Raw genomic sequence first — 18,585 nt, forward strand, 5'->3', positions numbered from 1 at the left:
GGGCATTCTTTAATACTATCCTATTAATGTTTTGTCCACATTCTCCCGCCATCTTTTCTGCACGTTAATTTCTCTCTATCCATCGCTTCTAAAAACGGAACCAAATATTTTCTTGAAAAACCAAGAATCGCTTTTGCTTCTTGCATGTCAAAAATAGCATTTGTTTTGGTCTTGAGTTCATTTACATAATATTGAAAGACATCCTTTTGCCAGTAAAGGGCTGGGGTCAATGGAACAATACTTCCTTCGTCCATTAAAAATTTAATAACTTCTTGCGCCTTATTACTCTCAATGCCTGATTTCTCTATATATGTTATAAAGTTATCTACTTTCCAATTATCATTTTTAAGCGAGGCCACTAAAGATGACATCGGTTTTATCCATTTATCAGGGAGATGCGGATGAAAATCCTTTTTGAATACGTAAGGTCCCTCTTGTTCCCATTTGCCTTGTTCGAGACCCTTCTTTAAGCAGTACTCTATTAAGTGTTCGGGATATTGCCTTTGTATACTTTGAAATAATTCCGCTTTTCTTAATCCTGTTTGTAATGGATTCAGATGATGAAAATCAATTATGTTAAGTTCCATTTCATTGACCATTTCGTTTAATATTTTTCTATGTGTTACGAAATCATTATAGACGATCCATTCCTGATGCTGAATTTCTTTTTCAAGCTCCTCCTGAGAAATAGACAAATTAGATAAAATGAGCTTTTTTTCCAGCGCTTTTGCTTCCTCTAGAAAAGAGAATAATCTGTCCGAAAAGCTACCGGACTTTTTCTTTTGTAAAAGAGTAATCGTATCCCGGCCAAATTTATACCTTTTCCCATTCGGATCAATAATCCATCCGCCGCCTATTGTTTCGAACGGAGATGGTCTTCTAATAATAAAGCGATCCCCTCGCTTTGCCACAATAGGAGAATCTAATCTTAATTGACATAATATATCTTCTTTTTCCATCGTAACTTCATTACGATCAAAGAAAACAATTTTCCCCATTACCTCAGTAGTGCCAATATAGCATTTAATAGGCATACGCTGTTTAACTGTATATTTTAAGTTACTTCCTAAACTTAAATTAACATCAATTGTATCGGATGTTATGTATGAATTAGAGCTAACTAGTGTATCTCCTCTTTTCATTTGATGTAATGGAATACCTGTTATGTTTAATGCCGTTCTTTGTCCAGCATACGCAGTGTCCACTTGTTCATGATGTACCTGAATTTGTCTAACCTTCACATCGAGTTGGTTAGGAAGACTTATTAACTTGTCTCCTTCTTTTACAGATCCCTCATAAATAGTTCCCCTCACAACAGTTCCTTGACCTTTTACCGTGAATACTTGATCGATTGGAAAACGAAAGGTATCATATATATGCCTTTCAGGCTGCAAAAGCAACGTTTCTACAATAGAAGATTTCAACATATCACAACCTTCCCCTGTTACGCTGCTAACTGGGAAAATTGGTACCCCTTCAAACATTGTACCGTTCAAGCCTGCCTGAATATCCTCAACAGCCATTTTTAATACTTCTTCATCAACCTTATCTATCTTGTTAAGGACAATGCATCCATGTTCAATATTAAGAAAGGAAAGTATTTCTGCATGCTCAAAAGTTTGTGGCATAACTCCTTCATCCGCTGCAATAACAAGAACAACATAATCAATTCCTGCTACACCAGCAATCATCTGACGAATAAATCGTTCATGACCTGGCACATCAATGATGGAGATCTGAATCCTATCATCATCATAAAGAGGAGCAAAACCAGGCTCAATCGAAATTTGCCGTTCCTTTTCTTCTTTCAATCGATCTGTATCAACATTTGTTAAAGCTTTTGTCAATGCAGTCTTTCCGTGATCGATGTGGCCTGCCATTCCTACAGTAAAATACCTTTTTTTCATATACTCACCTGCTAAAAATTATCCGTTTTTACTTTTATGAAACCATTTTCTAGCAAAGACAACATTCATGGAGATTGCTGCAGCAAAAATTAACAGAAAGAAAATCCCAATCCATAGATAATGAAGGTAAAAACATACAATTGCAAAACAGAGAATTGCTAACGTTATAATGCACCCAAAAAACAGGGTTGCAACATAATACGTTTTTTCCAAGAAAAAACACCGCCAATTATAAATAAATTAATATAGTAAAGCTTTATTCAAATTATACTTAAAAACGTGTAATTGAGCCAGTTTGTCATAAAAACATGTCAGTGGTATTAATATCGATAACCTTTACATGCATCATTTATAAAAATGTTTTTATTAATCTTATATCAATACGGAAATTACAACAGCTTTTTCTCCATATAAAAGTTAATTCATTTTTTTCATAGATTTATAAGTTATAAGCCGTTAGATTCCAGCGGAAATATAAAAAAAAGAGGAATTAACCCATCGCTTGTCTTACCATAGTTACATATAAATAACGTACACAATAACTACAGAGATAGAAGTAATGGATGGACAAATTCTATACATTAATATAATTCCTTAGGAGGATTTCCGATTAAAGGTGTTTATATGAAAGGAGTAATAAAATGTCTTCAATTATGGTTTGGATGACCATATTAGCTTTTATCGGTACCGTCATCTTAATACTATGGAGGCCTAAAGGAATTAATGAAGCTGTTCCAGCAATGGCAGGTGCTCTTCTAGTGATACTTAGCGGTAGTGTATCGATATCCGATCTCGGTACCATAACAGAAACCATAAGTGGTGCAGCCATAACCATTATGGCAACAATCGTTATGGCAATTGTATTAGAAAGCTTCGGCTTCTTTCATTGGATGGCCGAAAAGTTAGCAGAGAAAGCAAGAGGGTCAGGAATTCGGTTATTTTGGTATGTAAATCTCCTATGTTTTTTAATGACACTCTTTTTTAATAACGATGGAAGTATTTTAATTACAACACCTATTTTAGTTATGCTTTTAAATAATATGGGATTAAAAAATCATCAGAAAATACCCTATTTGCTTTCAGGAGGTCTTATTGCAACTGCATCCAGTGCCCCCATCGGGGTAAGTAATATCGTAAATTTAATCGCATTAAAAATAGTGAATATGACGTTATATATGCATACAGCAATGATGTTTATTCCTGCCACGCTCGGATTGCTTTTTCTCGTTGTCCTACTGTTTTTCAGGTTTCATAAAGATATTCCAAAAACAGTACCAACAAGAGTATCAGGCCTTTCTAATCCAGCTTATCACCCACTTAAAGCCCCGATTGAAACAGACAATGATAAGAAACAGACCCGTTTTATGAGAAATGTTCTCCTCTTCGTTTTAGCTGTACGTTTGAGTTTATTTGCTGCATCCTATTTTTCCATTCCTGTTTCCGTGATGGCTGTCTTCGGATCATTAGTTTTGTTGAGCTGGAGATGGATTTATTTAAAAGTACCACCTATTGATATGCTGAAAAAGACTCCATGGTATATTCTCGTGTTTGCTTTCGGTATGTATGTGATTATATATGGGTTACACAATATTGGGTTGACTGAATGGCTTATTCATTTTATGCACCCTATTGTTTCAGGAAGCTTACTCCATGCAAGTGTTATGATGGGGCTGCTACTTACCGTTTTATCTAATATTTTTAATAATCACCCTGCTCTGATGGTTGGAACGCTCACTTTAACAAATATGAATCTAGATCCCCTTTCCCTTAAAATCTCGTATTTGGCAAATGTTATCGGAAGTGATATCGGTTCATTGCTTTTACCGATGGGAACACTAGCAACACTTATGTGGATGCACATTCTTAAAAAAGGGAAAGTCAGAATCACATGGAAACAATATGTAAAAATCACCATTACCGTTATTCCACCTACATTGATATTTACCTTATTCATCCTCTATTATTGGGTTTCATGGTTATTTTAATCCGAAAAAGAAACGGTATTTTGGGATATCCAATAAATATAAGATCTTGTATGTACCTTAAATTTTGAAAAGTTGCATCGTTGGTTTTTAACCAAAAAAAAAATCCTAATGAAGATCATTAGGGAAAAATTGTGCACTATTTAAACTGATTCGTCGGAGGATGTGATCAGTTTTTTATTTTATTTTGAGACATTTATACATTAGATATTTTCAATTAAAACACAAACGAATTTTCTAAAACTTTATATAACTATGTCATTTTTTTCTTTTTATGAACAATGAGTTTAAAATTCGGCTAACTGGAAACATTATAAGATGCATTATACTAAAATGATAATGACTGCATACATTAATATTTATATAGAAAAACTAGGAGGTCCAAGACAATGAAGACCAGGATAGATTGGAAAGGTAAAATGGCATTTTCGGGTATAACACCATCCGGTCATGAAATAAAAATGGATGCTGCAGAAGAAGACGGGGGTTCAAATAGTGGGGCAAGACCGACAGAAATACTCCTTGATGCAGTAGCAGGCTGTACAGGAATTGATATTATCTCTATTTTGACAAAAATGCGATTGAACCCTACTAATTTTTACATGGATGTGGAAGGTCAGCGGGCAAACGATCACCCCAAAAAATTTACAGAGATTCACATTCACTATGTATTAGAAGGAGACCTTCCTGAAGATAAGGTCGTTCGGGCGATCCAGCTTTCCGTAGATAAATATTGTTCAGTAGCCCATTCATTAAGCGCAACTATCCATGTAAGTTACTCCATTAATGGCATGAAAACAAAAGGCATTTAAATAGTTGGGTAAGAAAAGTGATATTCATATCTATATCTGCCAGAAGGGTTATATCTTTATAGATTTATTTCCCATTACTACAAACAAGTTTCTCTAATATGCTAACGAATGGATGTTTCTGTTTTCTGAAATATCCCTTTTATCTTGCTTATTAGCGCCCTCACAGACATATCGTAACAGCCGAAACTAGGCGCTTGAGTTATAACATATGCGACTAAGTAGCTTAATTTTGAAAAATATTTCTAGGCTTCATTTCCTTGTATAAATATATCATACTTATTGACAGGATAATCCTCTTCACAATTCCAAGTAATCAAGCAGATATTCTTGATATGTAAGGAATGGCGGGACTGCCTGGGAATCGAACCCAGCAGAGACGGCACGCGCCTCTCAGGAAGGTTTTGAAGTTCTATCCAGTATGTTATTTATAGTATCCCAAAGTCCCATTAAGTGCTATAGAATAAGGTTTCTGTTATTTAGCGTGTTTTGTAGTATCAATAAATTTTTATAAATGGGCACCAAACTCGGCACCGAATTTTTTCTAAAATGAATATGATGATAATTACTCTTTCTTTTCAGAAGCTAAAATCCTAATATTATTGCTGTACAACTCATCTTCCCCTTTAACTCAATTAGAAAAGAGTATCACTTATTAAAGGAATGCCCCCGTTAAAAAGTTATAAAATGTAAACAAATTACATAAAACAGACAATCCCCTTCTGATTAGTTTATTTGTTCTTCACAAGCCATACTATAACCCTATCTGTTCTTGTTTTCATTTCTTATTTTTAGTCCTCATAATACAGTAAAAGTTTACTTTACTCTTTTCTTTTTTATTGGCTCTGTTAAACGATTATGTTGATATTTGAATAAAACGAACTCTTGTTCTACAATAGAAATATTAAAAGAACAAAAGTGAGTGGTTTTCAATGGCGTTAACGGACATTATTAAGTAGATTCACAAACTCAATACGGCAGACCAACTTCGTTTGAAAGAGTTTTTCACGAAATCTCTTGCGTCATATTCTGCAAGTGAGCCTATTTTCAAAGAGGTATCCGAGCAAAAACATAAGGATGGCTACACCTGCACTCACTGTTATTCGAATAATGTGGTCCGCTTAGGAAATATTCCGTTAAAGCAGGATTGAGAACAATGGAACGCCAGCGTTACCGCTTCAAAGACTGAGAGAAAACCTTTACAGATGTTACGAATACCCCTTTGTGTGGCTCGCACCTTCCTCATAAATGGCTGGATTTCATTCAGTGTATGATTGAGGGATATTCTTTACGAAAAGCATCTGAGTTGATTGAGGTCCACTATGTTACCCTTTTTTATTGGCGACATAAGATTTTGTCCGCTTTAAAGCAAATGGATTTTGACCATTTTTCTGGTATCGTTGAGATGGACGAGACTTATTTCCTATACTCTGAAAAAGGTAAACGGAACCATAAATGGTCGTAAAACTCGTAAACGTGGCGGAGCCTCTCAATTCCGTGGTATCAGTAAGGAACAAGTCTGTGTGTTGATTGCCAGAGACCGTCAAAAACTGACATATTCCAAAGCGATAGGACAAGGACGTATTGTAAAATCCCGTTTGGAGAAAGCAATCGGCTCCAAACTATCTAAATCAAATATTCTTTGTACCGATGCGTGGCGAGCTTTTAAAACCTATGCAAAAGACAAAGGATTGGAACATTACCCCTTCAAATCGGATGGGAAGGAACGAGTCAAAGGGGTTTACCATATCCAAAATGCAAATAATTATCACAGTCGTTTAAAAGGCTGGATGGACCGATTTAATGGAGTGGCAACCAAATACCTTAATCATAATTTGAGTTGGTTTCAATTCCTGGACGTTATCAGATTCCGTAATGACCCTACGACGGTAAGCAAAATGGTGGTTGATAGTTGTTTGTTCTCTACCGATGCTACTCTTATGATAGGCTAAGATTAACATCTTTTCAGTTATAACGTTGCTTTTTCCCTTGTTCAAAGGGCAAGTTAATTAAATAAAGGCAGGAGATAAAAAATGAAAAGAGGTATAAGTTTTGAAATTCCAAATGAATACGGAAGTTTTCTTTGGGAGATATTAATACCGTTTGAAATTACTGAATTCGTTTGGGCAAGCGGTGGAGAAGAGTCATATTTAGTGGAGGATGATAAGTTACAGGAACCTCTTTTCCCAGAAGAGATAAACGGGATGGATGGCTTACTTCTTAAAGAACTTTTAGAAGAAAATAAGTATTATCTTATCTTTGTAAATTTACAAGCCTATCCGAAAGGGAAAAATTCATTACTTATTGAAACGTATGAGGAATTTGTAAACAGCAATTGTCAGCTCGTACTTTTAGTTGTTGACTCTATATATGTGACAATTTACTGTAAAGACAAGGCAAAACTCGAAGGCTTATATCAAATTGCGAAATTAAAGAGTTTTAATAACCTCCTTTATATTACAGATAATAACGATACAAGAACAAGGCTATCAGTGTGGTAATAGCTGATTTTAGTTTAACTAAGACATTTAATCAAAAAGAATAAAATCAGGGACCTATAAAAAGGTCCTTGATTTTTATTTGAATATCAACAATATTATTTAACAGAGCCTTTTTATTATAAATTCTACCCAAATTATCTTTGCAAAATGGATACATTAATAGTGGTTCCTTTTTTAGTTTTAACTGTATTAGGGCAGATTTTAGTCATATTTTGGTTGTAATAAAAGTTTTAATTTACGATATCCGGTGTTTGTCAAGATAGTTGTCGCATTTCACTTGTTTGCTAGTGTAAGAACGTTTGGGGTTTTACTACCGCGCTTCGCTTGGTGGCCTTCTCATCAAAGAACAGAATTCATTCTGTTCTTTGATGAGAAGGAAAAGGGTATTTTCAAGCTTGTCCGCAGTGAGGCGATTTTGTTTCTTCCTTTTCTATTTTTTCTTTCATAGGATTTAGAGCCACCGAATTATGTGCACTCCAGTCTCTAGTTGAGCGTGACCAACGCTCTGGGTGCTTTTGCTTCGCTAATTCGTAAACGTTTTTGCGCTTTTTTAGTATCTCCGTATGGGCACCTGTGTGGCATTGCTCTGGCGTCACAAAATTAATTCCACTGTGCAAATGTACACAGTTATACCAATTCACAAATTTTAATGCCCATTCACGTGCAGCTTTAAGGGTTTCAAATCCCTTGTACGGGAATTCAGGTCGATATTTTAGAGTCCGGAACATCGCTTCAGAATAGGGATTATCATTACTTACCCTAGGTCTTGAATAGGAGCTTTGGATCCCCAGTTTTTCAAGTAGGACCTGGAATGTTGCGGCTTTCATAGGGCTCCCATTGTCGGAATGTAACACCAGTGGCCTTCCTTGAATTTTCTCGCTAATTACCGTCTTTTTCATTAACTCCTCAGCGTATTGTGACTCCTCTGTTTCCCAAATCTCCCAACCTACTATTTTTCTACTAAAAATATCGATAATTAAATAGAGTCGGTAAAACATGCCTTTCACCGGCCCTTTTAACCATGTAATATCCCATGTCCAAACCTGGTTAGGTGCTGTTGCCAAATGGCTTTCTGGTAGTCTTCGTTCAGGTCTTTTACTTCTTCCTCTATGATTTTGCATATTTTGCTTACGAAGCACTCGATAGAAACTAGATTCAGAGGCAATATAAATACTCTGATCGGCTAATTTCGGCACAATTTGAGTGGGTGGTAAATCCACAAATTCCTCTTTTTTGACAACCTCTAATATCTCTTGTTTTTCCTCCTTTGTTAGTTTATTTTTCGGTTCTGGACGTGATGCAATCGGACGCCCATCTTCCTTAATTCCTCCTTCTGAAATCCACCGTTCATACGTACGTACACTAATGTTCAATTCTTTGCACGCCAAGGCTAATCGCGCACCATTTTGGTTAGCTTCTTGGATGAGTTCTACTGCTAGTGCGCGATCTGACGGGTTAATCATTCGTCCTCTTGGTCCCCCCAGATCGCTTGGGCCTTTTTTCTGAGAAGTAATAGGGCTGCGGCTTCTGCCAATGCTTTTTCCTTTTTACGCAAATCTTTTTCTAACGTTTTTGCACGTTTTTTCTCTTCCTTTAATTCTTGATTCAACTGCTTTGATTGATTAGATTCCCGACCGTTTGCGTTTAGACAAGAATCACGCCATGCTTCAATTTGTTCTTTATATAGTCCTTTTTTTCTACAATACTCTGCTAAATCTGCCTGGCTCATTGCGTATGTTTCCATGACAATCAAAAATTTATCTTCACTGCTCCACTGTTCAGAGACTTTTCCATCACCCGGAGTGGGGTTTCCAGCTATTCTAGCCTCTTTCCTCCACTTATATAGAGTGGGTTCAGTAATTCCGAGTTCTTTACTTATCTGACTTACAGATTCATTATTGGGGGGCATCATTCTCTTAAGAATGGACTCTTTCATTTCCTCCGTATATCGTTTCCCATTATTACTTTTCATGTCGATCAACCTCCGTGTGTTAATTAAACTATACACTAAAGTTGTCTACGACATCTATCCTAACAGAGGGGGTATCTGCTTCAACTCTTAATCTAACTGATGGAGATAAATAAAAGAAATCACTGTAGAAATCATCTTGTATAGAGAAATGGTGAAGAATTATGTTTGAGTATTGTTAAATATATGAAATCAAATTTATCAACAATTATAAAAGATCAAATCAATATGCGATTTGATCTTTTAATTAGTTTGCTATTTTTAAAAACTTATATTTTGAATCTTAAACAAAAACGTCATACACTCGAGCTTTTGTCTGGTACTTAATAAACAAGAAATCAAAAAATAATAAGATATATTCTTTTTAGATTACTATTAAAACATAATTATTCGAACCAGTTGAGATTATTAGTAGCTTCCAACTCATTTATTTGGCATCTTTTTTTGAAAATAACAAATTGAAAAACTGTTTCCCATCACTCTCCATCCCATTTGGATATGTAATAGGAATTGCAGCGAATATTGCTAGTAATGAAGAGGTATAATTGAAATTCCCTAAAAAATAGGAATTTAAATGCCATATGCATGATATAGTGTAAACAAACAATATGGATAGAACATTAAAAATTATTCCACCTAATAAAAATAAAGATTCTGCAAGAACTCTGTCTTTTTTTACTACAGATTCAAGTTCTATATATCCGAAGAAAAAATAGTACTTTCTTATATTTAGTTTATGAATTTTAAAAAGAATCTTTCCTGAACCGATATCTATATGGGAAATTGTTGAACCGAAAATTTTAGCAAAGAAACCATGTCCGAATTCGTGAATTAGGGTTGCAATAGGCAATATTATTAAAATATTTATTAGCCATAAGACTAATGAATTAACATCATAATTCATTATTTACCTCTCCTATTGCTAGAGCTAATGATTTCGCTCCAAAAATCAGTCTCTAAAAACTCCAATTCAAATAATATATTACTAATATCAGATAATATTTTTCTATCTTTATTTCCTGCTAAATAACATTTTCTTGATAACTTTCTATAACTTTGTGATATTATTTCTATTTTTTCCAATAGCGAAGTTTCACCTAACCAAGGTAAAACGTTTAGTGCCTCATGTAAAAACCGTTGATACAATTTTCGAAAACCACTTCCACCTGTTCCAATTAGTTCTAACGATCGATATACATTTGTACATAATTCTTGCCAATTAGGAAGTTCATCCCAATATCTTATATCTTTTCCAAGCTTATGAATTGCCGAAATACCTCTATGACCTGATTGAGAGTCAATCATAGCAGTTGCATTGTTAATCATTGCTCTTTCAATAATCACGGTTAATGGTTCATCAATAGTAAAGAATGGAACTGGACTCCAAATATTTAATTGATAAAACGGGGGTTTTTTATTGTTAATCGATTTAAAAAAACTATCAAAATTACATGTAAAAATCTTATCATCTATACTGTCCGAAATAAATAAGATACCTTCTTCTTCACTATAACCAATTACAGTTAAAGTATGACCAGCTGCACTATTAACTTTAACATTAAAAAATTCCAAGTAGTATGGATCTGTTAAGAATAAAACAGGAATCTTTTTATCCAAATTTCTTTTAACTTCGTCCCAATTAAATTCATCACCATATTGCCATTTAAAATCCAGCCCTAAATTTGTAAAAAGGGTATTTTCCATTACTGGATTTCTTGCAAAAACAAGTCTTGAATAATCTAAAAGATAATGATCGTAATACACAAAATCAAGGCCACTTGAGATTCCAAATACCATAGCCTCCGATAAATTATAATTGTAATACCTGAATATTTCTGAAAGAGAGGTCGAAGCACAATGAACCCCTTTAGTAATTGGATAGTTTTCTATTAATTGCATTTTTTTCCCTCTTTAAATTTTTTTCCAATTTGACTACATTATCTGTACTTAAAATATCTTCATTATTATGTGTAATTAGTAAGATAGTTATTTTATCACAAATAGTCCTTAAAAATCCTATGCAATCATGTTTGGTTTTATCATCCATATTTGAAAAAGGCTCGTCTAATATTAATATCTTTGGAAAAGATGATAAACTATATAGAAAGCTTAATAGTTGTTTTTTTCCTCCTGAAAGTTCATTTATATTTTTTTTATCATCGAAGTCATGTTTGAAATTTTGTATAAAATCATAAATTGTTTCGTCTGATAACAACTCCCGATTAATTGATTCAAAATTTAGTATGTATTTTATTTCGTCATGTATAAATTGAGGATTTTGAAATGCAAAACCAATTGAACTACGTAGATTATTAAGTGAGTATTCATTGAGGTCAATATTATCAATAAAGATCTTATTTTTTTCAACCTGATATAGTCTGAAAATGGAATATAAAAGAGTTGTTTTTCCAACACCATTTTCTCCTACTATAAAATTTATTTTCCCTCTTTTAAAATTTGCATTCACACCTTTTAATATTGTTTTTGATCCATCTATACTACAGTTAAGGTTATTAATATTGATAATTCCCTCTTTTATTTTTAATGAATGTGAATTTTTTAAATCCCCTTCAATCTCATCTGAAAATGACAATATGCTATACACTCTTTTAATAGAGACTATAGCAATCTTCATCCCTATTAATGATCCTATTATCTGACTTACGGGTCCAAAAAAGTTAAAGGAATACATGATAAAAGCAATAAATGAACCTATTGTTAATTGCTTTGTTATTACCATTTTAGTCCCTAAAACAATAACTAATATCATAATAATTCCCTGTAATAAAGAGTAACAAAAAGCAACAAAACCACTGTTTACTCCTTGTTTGTTATACCATTTATAAATCCCTTTAATATCTTCTTCATATTCATCATGAAAATCTCTATTAACCTTTATACCGCCTTTTAAAATTGAAATATTTGCTATTATATTATTAATATTATTAAACAGGCTATCTCTTTTAAATAAATATTGTTCATTAATAAACTCTGCTTTTTTTCCAAAAACAATATATAAGACAATATATATTGGAAAGGTTATAACTAAATAAAGGCTTAACTGAAGATTCATATTAAATAAAATAACTAGTACTATGCAAAAAGAAAGGGTAATAGTAAATAATTCAAAAATGATTGAAGTCAAGATACTTTGGCAATATGGAACGTCATTCTCAATTGTTTGAAGGATTTTCCCTTTATTCTGATGTACGTTTAAAATGTATCCTTTTTGAATTTTTTTCATTAGCATTCTTCTGAGATAAATATTAGAGTTATTTATTATTCTATTATTCAATAGCGGATTGATAAAGTTTAGAACAGCAAATAATATTAATATCAAAATAACTATTATTAGTAGAACTGATTCTATATTATTATGAGTAAATAAGAATTTATCGAATAAAAATTTAAATATTAATGGTATCGAAGTATTTAAAACAGTTAAACATAATAATAATACAAAGTAGCATGTAATTTTCCTCATCTGTCTTTTATACAAAGAAAATAAAAAATTAATCATAATACTCCTTTTTTCACTGGTCAAGTAAACTTTTTTCTATTGTTTACTTGACCTGTTTTAATTACCTATTCCTTATTTTGTTCCGTCATTGGTGCAGGAAATTGTCCCAATGCAACCAATACAACAGCCGGCACCGCCGCCGCCGCCTTCTTTTCCTGGTTTTTTAATCTCTTGTGTAGTAATTCCACCTTCTTTAACTTGTAAGTCGAGAGTCTTTGTTCCATTTAGCATACTTTATCACCTCCTTTAAAGTTACAAAGTCTTAAAATAACTATTAAAATCCAAGTTTAATTGAACATGTGTCCTTTTGTACTCTTTTCCAAAAATGTGTACTAATAATACAGCATCTTCATTTTGATCCAACCCTAGTAAATTAGAAATCTTATTGTCATAATAACCACCTATAGCTCTACACGCTAAACCCAAATAGCTACTAATTAAATAAAGATTTTGAGAGATATGTCCCGCATCTATGCATAAGTATCTATATCCCCTATCTCCATACTTTCCAAGAGTTTTCTCCATTTCGGCAGTTGTAATAATCACAAATGAACAAAATTCAATATCAAAACTATTAATATCACAAATGCATTCCTTTAAGAGACTTCGAAAATCACCCTCTTTAAGAAGACATAAATCTGAACTTTCTGAATCCCAAAAGTAAATTCCTTTTTTAAAATTTATTATATTGAATGCTATTAAATATAAACCGATTGGGTATCTTCCACCAGCTGAAGGGACAGTATGTATAAATCCGCCCGTATCGTCTTGGTCTTTAACACTGTAAGATAAACTTAGAAGTGATGAAACGTCATTTATAGGAATTGGAATCCTTACATTTAGCATTTCAAACGATTTCCTATTATTTAAAGATTTTGTCAAATCATTCTCTTCTTTTTGAATATTAACCTTGTATTTTTCAATTACTTTCATTTTCTTTTTTTTTGGTATTAAATCATAAGGGGCATCAACCTTGTTATGTATACTGTTTTCATGTTGCTTTGTATTTTCATGAAAAAACTTTGCTAACTGTGATCCACTTTTCTTCAAAGTCTTCTTCACTATTAATCAACTCCAGGCCTATGGAAATGGATGCATCATATTATTTAAATTATCAGAAAATTTATATCCTAATTTATTTGGAACTTCATAAATTCGTTTGCAATTTAGGAGTGGAATAGATACCTCTAGGAAGGCAAGTCTTGGTGCTACAACTCTTACTACATGAAGACCTACAGAACGTATATCACTAGTTGTCAAATCTATAGAATAAGTTTTAATTCCTAATTCATCCAGCCTATTTATTAAATCACTATAATTATTAATTGTATTAGAATTTTTTTCTTTAAAATCTATCCTTTTGCCTTTAAAAAGAAAACTAAGATCTTCGTTTATTAATTCTATTTGATTCAAAGCGAAATAATCCGAATGTGCTTCCATTGTATCAATCGTTGAATTAAAATTATGGTGTAATTGATTATTTACGACTTTTTTAACTGAACAATTATACTGTGCTGCAGCCTCATTAATAGATTTATAAAGAGCAATCAATGGATTAAAATGACAACTTGCTCCTACTGATAAGAAAGGAACCCTATTACTTTTAATTAATGTAAAATATGTTGGAACGTTTATATCAGTAGTTATATCTAGAATAGTTACTTGTAAGTTCATACTATTTATTAGTTTAATACTATCTAGAATTTTTTTATTTTTAATAGATGATAAATCAATAGTCGGAAATTCTAGTTTATTTTGCCACATGATTACAATAGCATCTCTCTCTATACACTCTAATAATCCTCTAGATGTTGCATCCTCCCAAGATGAACCAGTAGCAAGACCGGTAGAAACAATATCTCTAATTGGGAAATCATTATTAAAAAAAGGACATAAATATACAAGGTCTGTAGGGAGCCAAATTTCTTCTCGTTCTACCAAATCTATACCTTTAATCCATCGAAAGTTCGTACTATCATCTATTTTCAGATAATTTAACCCTAACTTTTTTACCTGATCATCAGAAATTCTAGTAACTTCACAAGGATTCAATACATTTTTATTTACCAATAATTCTTTATAGCTACCATAAAGAATCTCTGACTCTACTACTGTTGAACTATATCTTTCTATTGTTTCACCTATTGCAGCTTTTTCTGAAGCTTCAATTGAAAAAAAATCAGCTCCTAAACCAGTTGAAATACATGGAACAACTATATTTAATTCATCATCTATTACAGTATTCCTCAAAGCTAAAGTCGTATGCATGGGTATAGTACCAATAATATGTTCTTCTCGGACTAAGCTTTTTATAATTCCGGTTCTCTTATCTACTAATTTTTCTTTCATTATTTTAAGATTCAAACTAGTACCTCATATTTTAAACGAGTATAAGTGTTATTATTACAAATAATACAGTTAGGAATTTTTAATACCGGTGATAGATGTGAATCAAAAGTTTTTAGATTTAAGTAATACTCATTATTTACTAAGGGACATGATGAATAAGTATCAAAGAAATTTATTATTTGTCTCTTAATTAATCCTGTAGCCACTTCTATAGTTCCTGGAGATAGTTTTGAATCTAATGGTGTAGTTGAATAATTAGTACCTATTTTAATAAAGGTTGAAGGATCGTCAAAGTTTGTAATAAATCTATTTAACCAACATTGATAACATGCTGATTCATATGGAATAAAAATAGGTCCTACATTTATTTCATCGGAGGTTAGTGTGATTCGGATAAAGTCAATGTTATTTTCATAACAAAATTTGTTAACTTCTTTAAAGAAATTGATATTTTCAAAGACATCAATCGCTATCAAAAAGTCATAATTTAAATCATTATCATTAATATTACTAATAAATTTTAGATCAAAAATATTATTAAAGGATTTTAACAATTCCATACATATATCTTTTTTACCAATTACCCCTATTCTTCTACCTACGAATGCCTTAATTGTTTCTTTTGGAACAGTGTTATTTTCTGAATGAATCATCATGCTTTGGTAAAGGTTTCCTAAAATTGGATTTGAAAAAGATATATCATCTGAATCAAATATGACCAATTTTTTTTCTACTAAAATTTCTATTATTTGAATTAAATAATCAATTGGCATATTAAGTTTTTTGGCTATACACCCAATAGTGGTTTCCCCATTTAATAAGGGATAAATGTCAACAAGATCAAAAGTTGAATCTCCATTAAAAACATACTCTCTGTTCCGGGTGTAAAGTAGCAATTCTTTTTTATCCCTATTAAACTCATAAAAAGAATTCTTTAAAAACGGCTTTGTATTTAATGTAATTTCCATATAAACACTCCATTTAATTACTTAAATATAAATAATATTACTACAATTACAAAAATATCAAATTTACCAACCAAATGTCAATACATAAATTTACATTTTTTTAATGTTTTTTAACTATTCTAATGGTACTGACTTTTTGATGAATATGATTTGTGATTTGAGACTAATTAGTCATATATATAATAGATTAGAGCTCTTTTTTCATTGTAGTGCTTTAAGGTTTTTGTCTCTCAGGTTTACCACTAATTGTGATTCGGTCCTTGGTAATATAATTAAAACATGTCATAATGATAATTATGACGTGTTTAGCATAGGGTGATTAACAAAAAAATGTTTCCGCACTACACATGGCTTTAGTGTTGGTCGCAGACATATTGATGTAGTGGTGTTTACCTATTTATAATAATTAATCAAAAATTGCTCCCGTTTATTAAATACATTTTTTCTATTGAGTAGTATCGTTGTACTACGCAGCAAAGAGTCCACTGTAAACACATCCTGTCCACCTTCGTTGTAACTAAGATTGGTATTTTTCATTTTTTAACTTTCTTCAATTTTAATAGACCTGGTTAACCTAACCAAGTCTTTTGAATTGTTCTTATTGAAATAACATGAAGAATTAATGCTTAAAAAGTCTTTTAATCTTATCAATTAGACGATTACTTTTTTGAACATGCTTTTTTACAGACTCTTGATCATTTTTTATAACTTCTTGAATCGCAGTTTTTGATATTGATCCTGCCCAGATTATCTTATCATTTGTAATAAAGTAATGTGATTGACAAGGGTGACTCCAATTTCCTATAGATGGGGAAAGTGATACCGTTTCGCCGTCATAGGTTAATTTCCATCTCGATGGTGAAAGCGAAGTGACAATGTTAGCTCCACATCCACACGCACATTTATGTTTCGCGATATCATACTCAATCGAAATATATAATACATCCTGTTCAATTTCTGTTGGGATAAACTCAACAAACTTATGTTGCATGACTTACAGCCTCTTCGTCAAGTATGAATGTTGAATGATAAATTGTTTCATCGCTGAGATAGAATCCAAACATCTTCTTCCATGTAATTATACCCATAACAGCATTTAGAGCATTTAACTCCGAAATTTGGATGTTTTGAGCATACACATCACCATCAGCTGCTTGTCCCATTGCAATTTTATTCAATGATGAGCAATTGTCAGGGGTTATCAGCGTTTTTCTAACGGTTCCCCTAATGGAATCTCCTACAACCGTTAGCCCCATGCCCAAGTCAACAAACGGAATATTAGCCTTCGTAAGATATTCAATAATAACCCTTTTAGGTTCTGCTAGGTCCAGAGCAAGAAAAACAAAATCATGTTCACCTAACATATGCACATTTGACTCATCAAGGTACTCTTCATGTGCAATGATACCATTTCTTAGTTGATCATACCTACTCTTAAGAAATGCAACTTTACTTGGTTTTTGCTGAAGCTCATCTATACCTACTGCACCAGGCATTCTAAAGACATTATGATTGAACAAAGTATCACCGTCAAAGAGGGAAATCTGTTTTACCGGTGTTTTGCTAACAAAATCCAAAATAAATGATCCTGTGCCTCCTAATCCCACAATCGCAATTTTCTGTTCCTTTAATTTATTGGAAATATGAGATAAACTTGCTCTTGCTGTATTGGTATCAGGATACAGAAATACACTTTCTTTGTTATAGTCCTCAAAATCAAAGTTCTGTGCTGTTACGCTTGAATCGATAGACTTTGCCGGGGCAGATAACAGGTTTGCGTATTTTTGTATCTTTGTATAGAAATCCGGATATTGACCGCTCGGTGGTTTTGCCGAGAAATAGTAATTTCCCACAATATCTTGATTTAAAGGATAATGCGCCTGTGAATTTACGTATGATTTGTCTTCGTTTCCAAATTGATCGCAAGGGTGCTCCCCTGCGAATCGAACTGTGTGATCTTGGGGAGCTACTGTATTTAATCCCGATAATGTCAGAGGACAAAAAATTGTTCCAAACAGGACTTTTTTATCCTTGTTAACATAAGGAATTCCTTTTACGACAAGATTATCATTAACGATTGATACGTTGTATCCTTCATCAACCAGCCTTTTCAAATCTTGATTATGATCTATTAGTTGAGTCGACATTTATCCTCATTCCTTCCTTCATCTTTATTGAATCTCCGAAGGAATAATCCCGGCTGTGTTTTTCACCTTTATCGTTTTTTAGCGTAGACACCATGGTGTAGGATTTTTGTGAATCATCGTAGCTTCCATATGCAAGAGTAACTACCTCTTGAAAGGAATAATCTCTTTTCTCAACTTCTTTTGGTTCACCGTTAATAATGACAGTAATAATTTTTTTCATTTTGTTTGCTCCTTCTTAATTTATTAGAAGAAAGAAGCTCCACCTATTAGAAAATATGAATTTGATTTACATCTTAATTTAAGATATAATTTAACCGACTAAAGTTTTTATTTCATATCTTTCTAAGGTGGAAAAACTATTTTTAGCTTCTTTCCACTATTTTTCATTATATGAGTTTTTATCGCAAAACATAAACAATAACACTTGTTTTTT

14 protein-coding genes and 2 pseudogenes are annotated in these 18,585 nt (G+C 32.6%); 4 read left to right on the top strand and 12 right to left on the bottom strand.

What is annotated here, in order from left to right; translation table 11 throughout:
• Positions 1–23 precede the first annotated feature (23 nt).
• Positions 24–1,907, bottom strand: a complete 1,884-nt coding sequence (gene selB, locus NSQ59_RS15835; protein ID WP_340832264.1) for a selenocysteine-specific translation elongation factor — start codon at positions 1,905–1,907, stop codon at positions 24–26.
• A 641-nt stretch (positions 1,908–2,548) separates the two neighbouring features.
• Between selB and NSQ59_RS15840 the strand changes: the two genes are divergently transcribed.
• From NSQ59_RS15840 to NSQ59_RS15855, 4 genes and pseudogenes are all read left to right on the top strand, one after another.
• Positions 2,549–3,892 carry an arsenic transporter gene (locus NSQ59_RS15840; RefSeq protein ID WP_055740252.1) on the top strand — a complete coding sequence of 448 codons (1,344 nt, stop codon included), beginning with the start codon at positions 2,549–2,551 and terminating at the stop codon, positions 3,890–3,892.
• 386 nt (positions 3,893–4,278) lie between these two features.
• Entirely contained in the window at positions 4,279–4,701 is a 423-nt protein-coding gene (locus tag NSQ59_RS15845) for an OsmC family protein (protein WP_340832267.1), read from the top strand.
• 956 nt (positions 4,702–5,657) lie between these two features.
• Positions 5,658–6,673, top strand: a pseudogene (locus NSQ59_RS15850) (IS1595 family transposase).
• A gap of 58 nt (positions 6,674–6,731) precedes the next feature.
• Positions 6,732–7,199: a DUF2691 family protein gene (locus NSQ59_RS15855; protein ID WP_340832269.1), complete on the top strand. Its 468-nt coding sequence runs from the start codon at positions 6,732–6,734 to the stop codon at positions 7,197–7,199.
• Between the two features lie 389 nt (positions 7,200–7,588).
• On the opposite strand, the pseudogene NSQ59_RS15860 reads toward NSQ59_RS15855, so the two are convergent.
• The 11 genes and pseudogenes from NSQ59_RS15860 to NSQ59_RS15910 form a co-directional block, all read right to left on the bottom strand.
• Positions 7,589–9,171, bottom strand: a pseudogene (locus NSQ59_RS15860) (IS3 family transposase).
• Positions 9,172–9,595: 424 nt separating this feature from the next.
• Positions 9,596–10,072, bottom strand: coding sequence for a site-2 protease family protein (locus tag NSQ59_RS15865; RefSeq protein ID WP_340832272.1), 477 nt, complete (start codon positions 10,070–10,072; stop codon positions 9,596–9,598).
• Positions 10,072–11,067, bottom strand: coding sequence for a BtrH N-terminal domain-containing protein (locus NSQ59_RS15870; protein ID WP_340832274.1), 996 nt, complete (start codon positions 11,065–11,067; stop codon positions 10,072–10,074). Before NSQ59_RS15870 ends, NSQ59_RS15865 begins: the two co-directional genes overlap by 1 nt.
• Positions 11,036–12,688: an ABC transporter ATP-binding protein gene (locus tag NSQ59_RS15875; RefSeq protein ID WP_340832277.1), complete on the bottom strand. Its 1,653-nt coding sequence runs from the start codon at positions 12,686–12,688 to the stop codon at positions 11,036–11,038. The genes NSQ59_RS15870 and NSQ59_RS15875 overlap by 32 nt, the downstream gene beginning before the upstream one ends.
• Before the next feature lie 72 nt (positions 12,689–12,760).
• A complete protein-coding gene (locus NSQ59_RS15880; protein WP_340832278.1) occupies positions 12,761–12,919 on the bottom strand; it encodes a hypothetical protein in 159 nt (52 codons plus the stop codon).
• A 21-nt stretch (positions 12,920–12,940) separates the two neighbouring features.
• Complete coding sequence (locus NSQ59_RS15885; protein WP_340832280.1) at positions 12,941–13,750, bottom strand: SagB/ThcOx family dehydrogenase; 810 nt, start codon at positions 13,748–13,750, stop codon at positions 12,941–12,943.
• Positions 13,751–13,768: 18 nt separating this feature from the next.
• A complete protein-coding gene (locus tag NSQ59_RS15890; protein ID WP_340832281.1) occupies positions 13,769–15,052 on the bottom strand; it encodes a YcaO-like family protein in 1,284 nt (427 codons plus the stop codon).
• The gene (locus tag NSQ59_RS15895) at positions 15,049–16,005 is read right to left on the bottom strand and encodes a hypothetical protein (protein ID WP_340832283.1); all 957 of its coding nucleotides are present in this window, start codon (positions 16,003–16,005) and stop codon (positions 15,049–15,051) included. Before NSQ59_RS15895 ends, NSQ59_RS15890 begins: the two co-directional genes overlap by 4 nt.
• A gap of 619 nt (positions 16,006–16,624) precedes the next feature.
• Positions 16,625–16,996 (bottom strand): DUF6527 family protein, encoded by a 372-nt coding sequence (locus NSQ59_RS15900; RefSeq protein ID WP_340832284.1) that lies wholly within the window; start codon positions 16,994–16,996, stop codon positions 16,625–16,627.
• Positions 16,986–18,152 (bottom strand): ThiF family adenylyltransferase, encoded by a 1,167-nt coding sequence (locus tag NSQ59_RS15905; protein WP_340832285.1) that lies wholly within the window; start codon positions 18,150–18,152, stop codon positions 16,986–16,988. Before NSQ59_RS15905 ends, NSQ59_RS15900 begins: the two co-directional genes overlap by 11 nt.
• Entirely contained in the window at positions 18,127–18,372 is a 246-nt protein-coding gene (locus tag NSQ59_RS15910) for a multiubiquitin domain-containing protein (RefSeq protein ID WP_340832286.1), read from the bottom strand. The genes NSQ59_RS15905 and NSQ59_RS15910 overlap by 26 nt, the downstream gene beginning before the upstream one ends.
• Between the last annotated feature and the right edge of the window lie 213 nt (positions 18,373–18,585).

The organism is Margalitia sp. FSL K6-0131, assembly GCF_038008735.1.
GTDB lineage: Bacteria > Bacillota > Bacilli > Bacillales > Bacillaceae_C > Margalitia > Margalitia shackletonii.

What these genes read in the sequence shown, in the direction of transcription:
- NSQ59_RS15845 (WP_340832267.1), top strand. Translation starts at nt 4,279, where the DNA reads ATGAAGACCAGGATAGATTGGAAAGGTAAAATGGCATTTTCGGGTATA.
- NSQ59_RS15870 (WP_340832274.1), bottom strand. Translation starts at nt 11,067, where the DNA reads ATGCAATTAATAGAAAACTATCCAATTACTAAAGGGGTTCATTGTGCT.
- NSQ59_RS15900 (WP_340832284.1), bottom strand. Translation starts at nt 16,996, where the DNA reads ATGCAACATAAGTTTGTTGAGTTTATCCCAACAGAAATTGAACAGGAT.
- selB (WP_340832264.1), bottom strand. Translation starts at nt 1,907, where the DNA reads ATGAAAAAAAGGTATTTTACTGTAGGAATGGCAGGCCACATCGATCAC.
- NSQ59_RS15875 (WP_340832277.1), bottom strand. Translation starts at nt 12,688, where the DNA reads ATGATTAATTTTTTATTTTCTTTGTATAAAAGACAGATGAGGAAAATT.
- NSQ59_RS15880 (WP_340832278.1), bottom strand. Translation starts at nt 12,919, where the DNA reads ATGCTAAATGGAACAAAGACTCTCGACTTACAAGTTAAAGAAGGTGGA.
- NSQ59_RS15865 (WP_340832272.1), bottom strand. Translation starts at nt 10,072, where the DNA reads ATGAATTATGATGTTAATTCATTAGTCTTATGGCTAATAAATATTTTA.
- NSQ59_RS15855 (WP_340832269.1), top strand. Translation starts at nt 6,732, where the DNA reads ATGAAAAGAGGTATAAGTTTTGAAATTCCAAATGAATACGGAAGTTTT.
- NSQ59_RS15910 (WP_340832286.1), bottom strand. Translation starts at nt 18,372, where the DNA reads ATGAAAAAAATTATTACTGTCATTATTAACGGTGAACCAAAAGAAGTT.
- NSQ59_RS15895 (WP_340832283.1), bottom strand. Translation starts at nt 16,005, where the DNA reads ATGGAAATTACATTAAATACAAAGCCGTTTTTAAAGAATTCTTTTTAT.
- NSQ59_RS15840 (WP_055740252.1), top strand. Translation starts at nt 2,549, where the DNA reads ATGTCTTCAATTATGGTTTGGATGACCATATTAGCTTTTATCGGTACC.
- NSQ59_RS15905 (WP_340832285.1), bottom strand. Translation starts at nt 18,152, where the DNA reads ATGTCGACTCAACTAATAGATCATAATCAAGATTTGAAAAGGCTGGTT.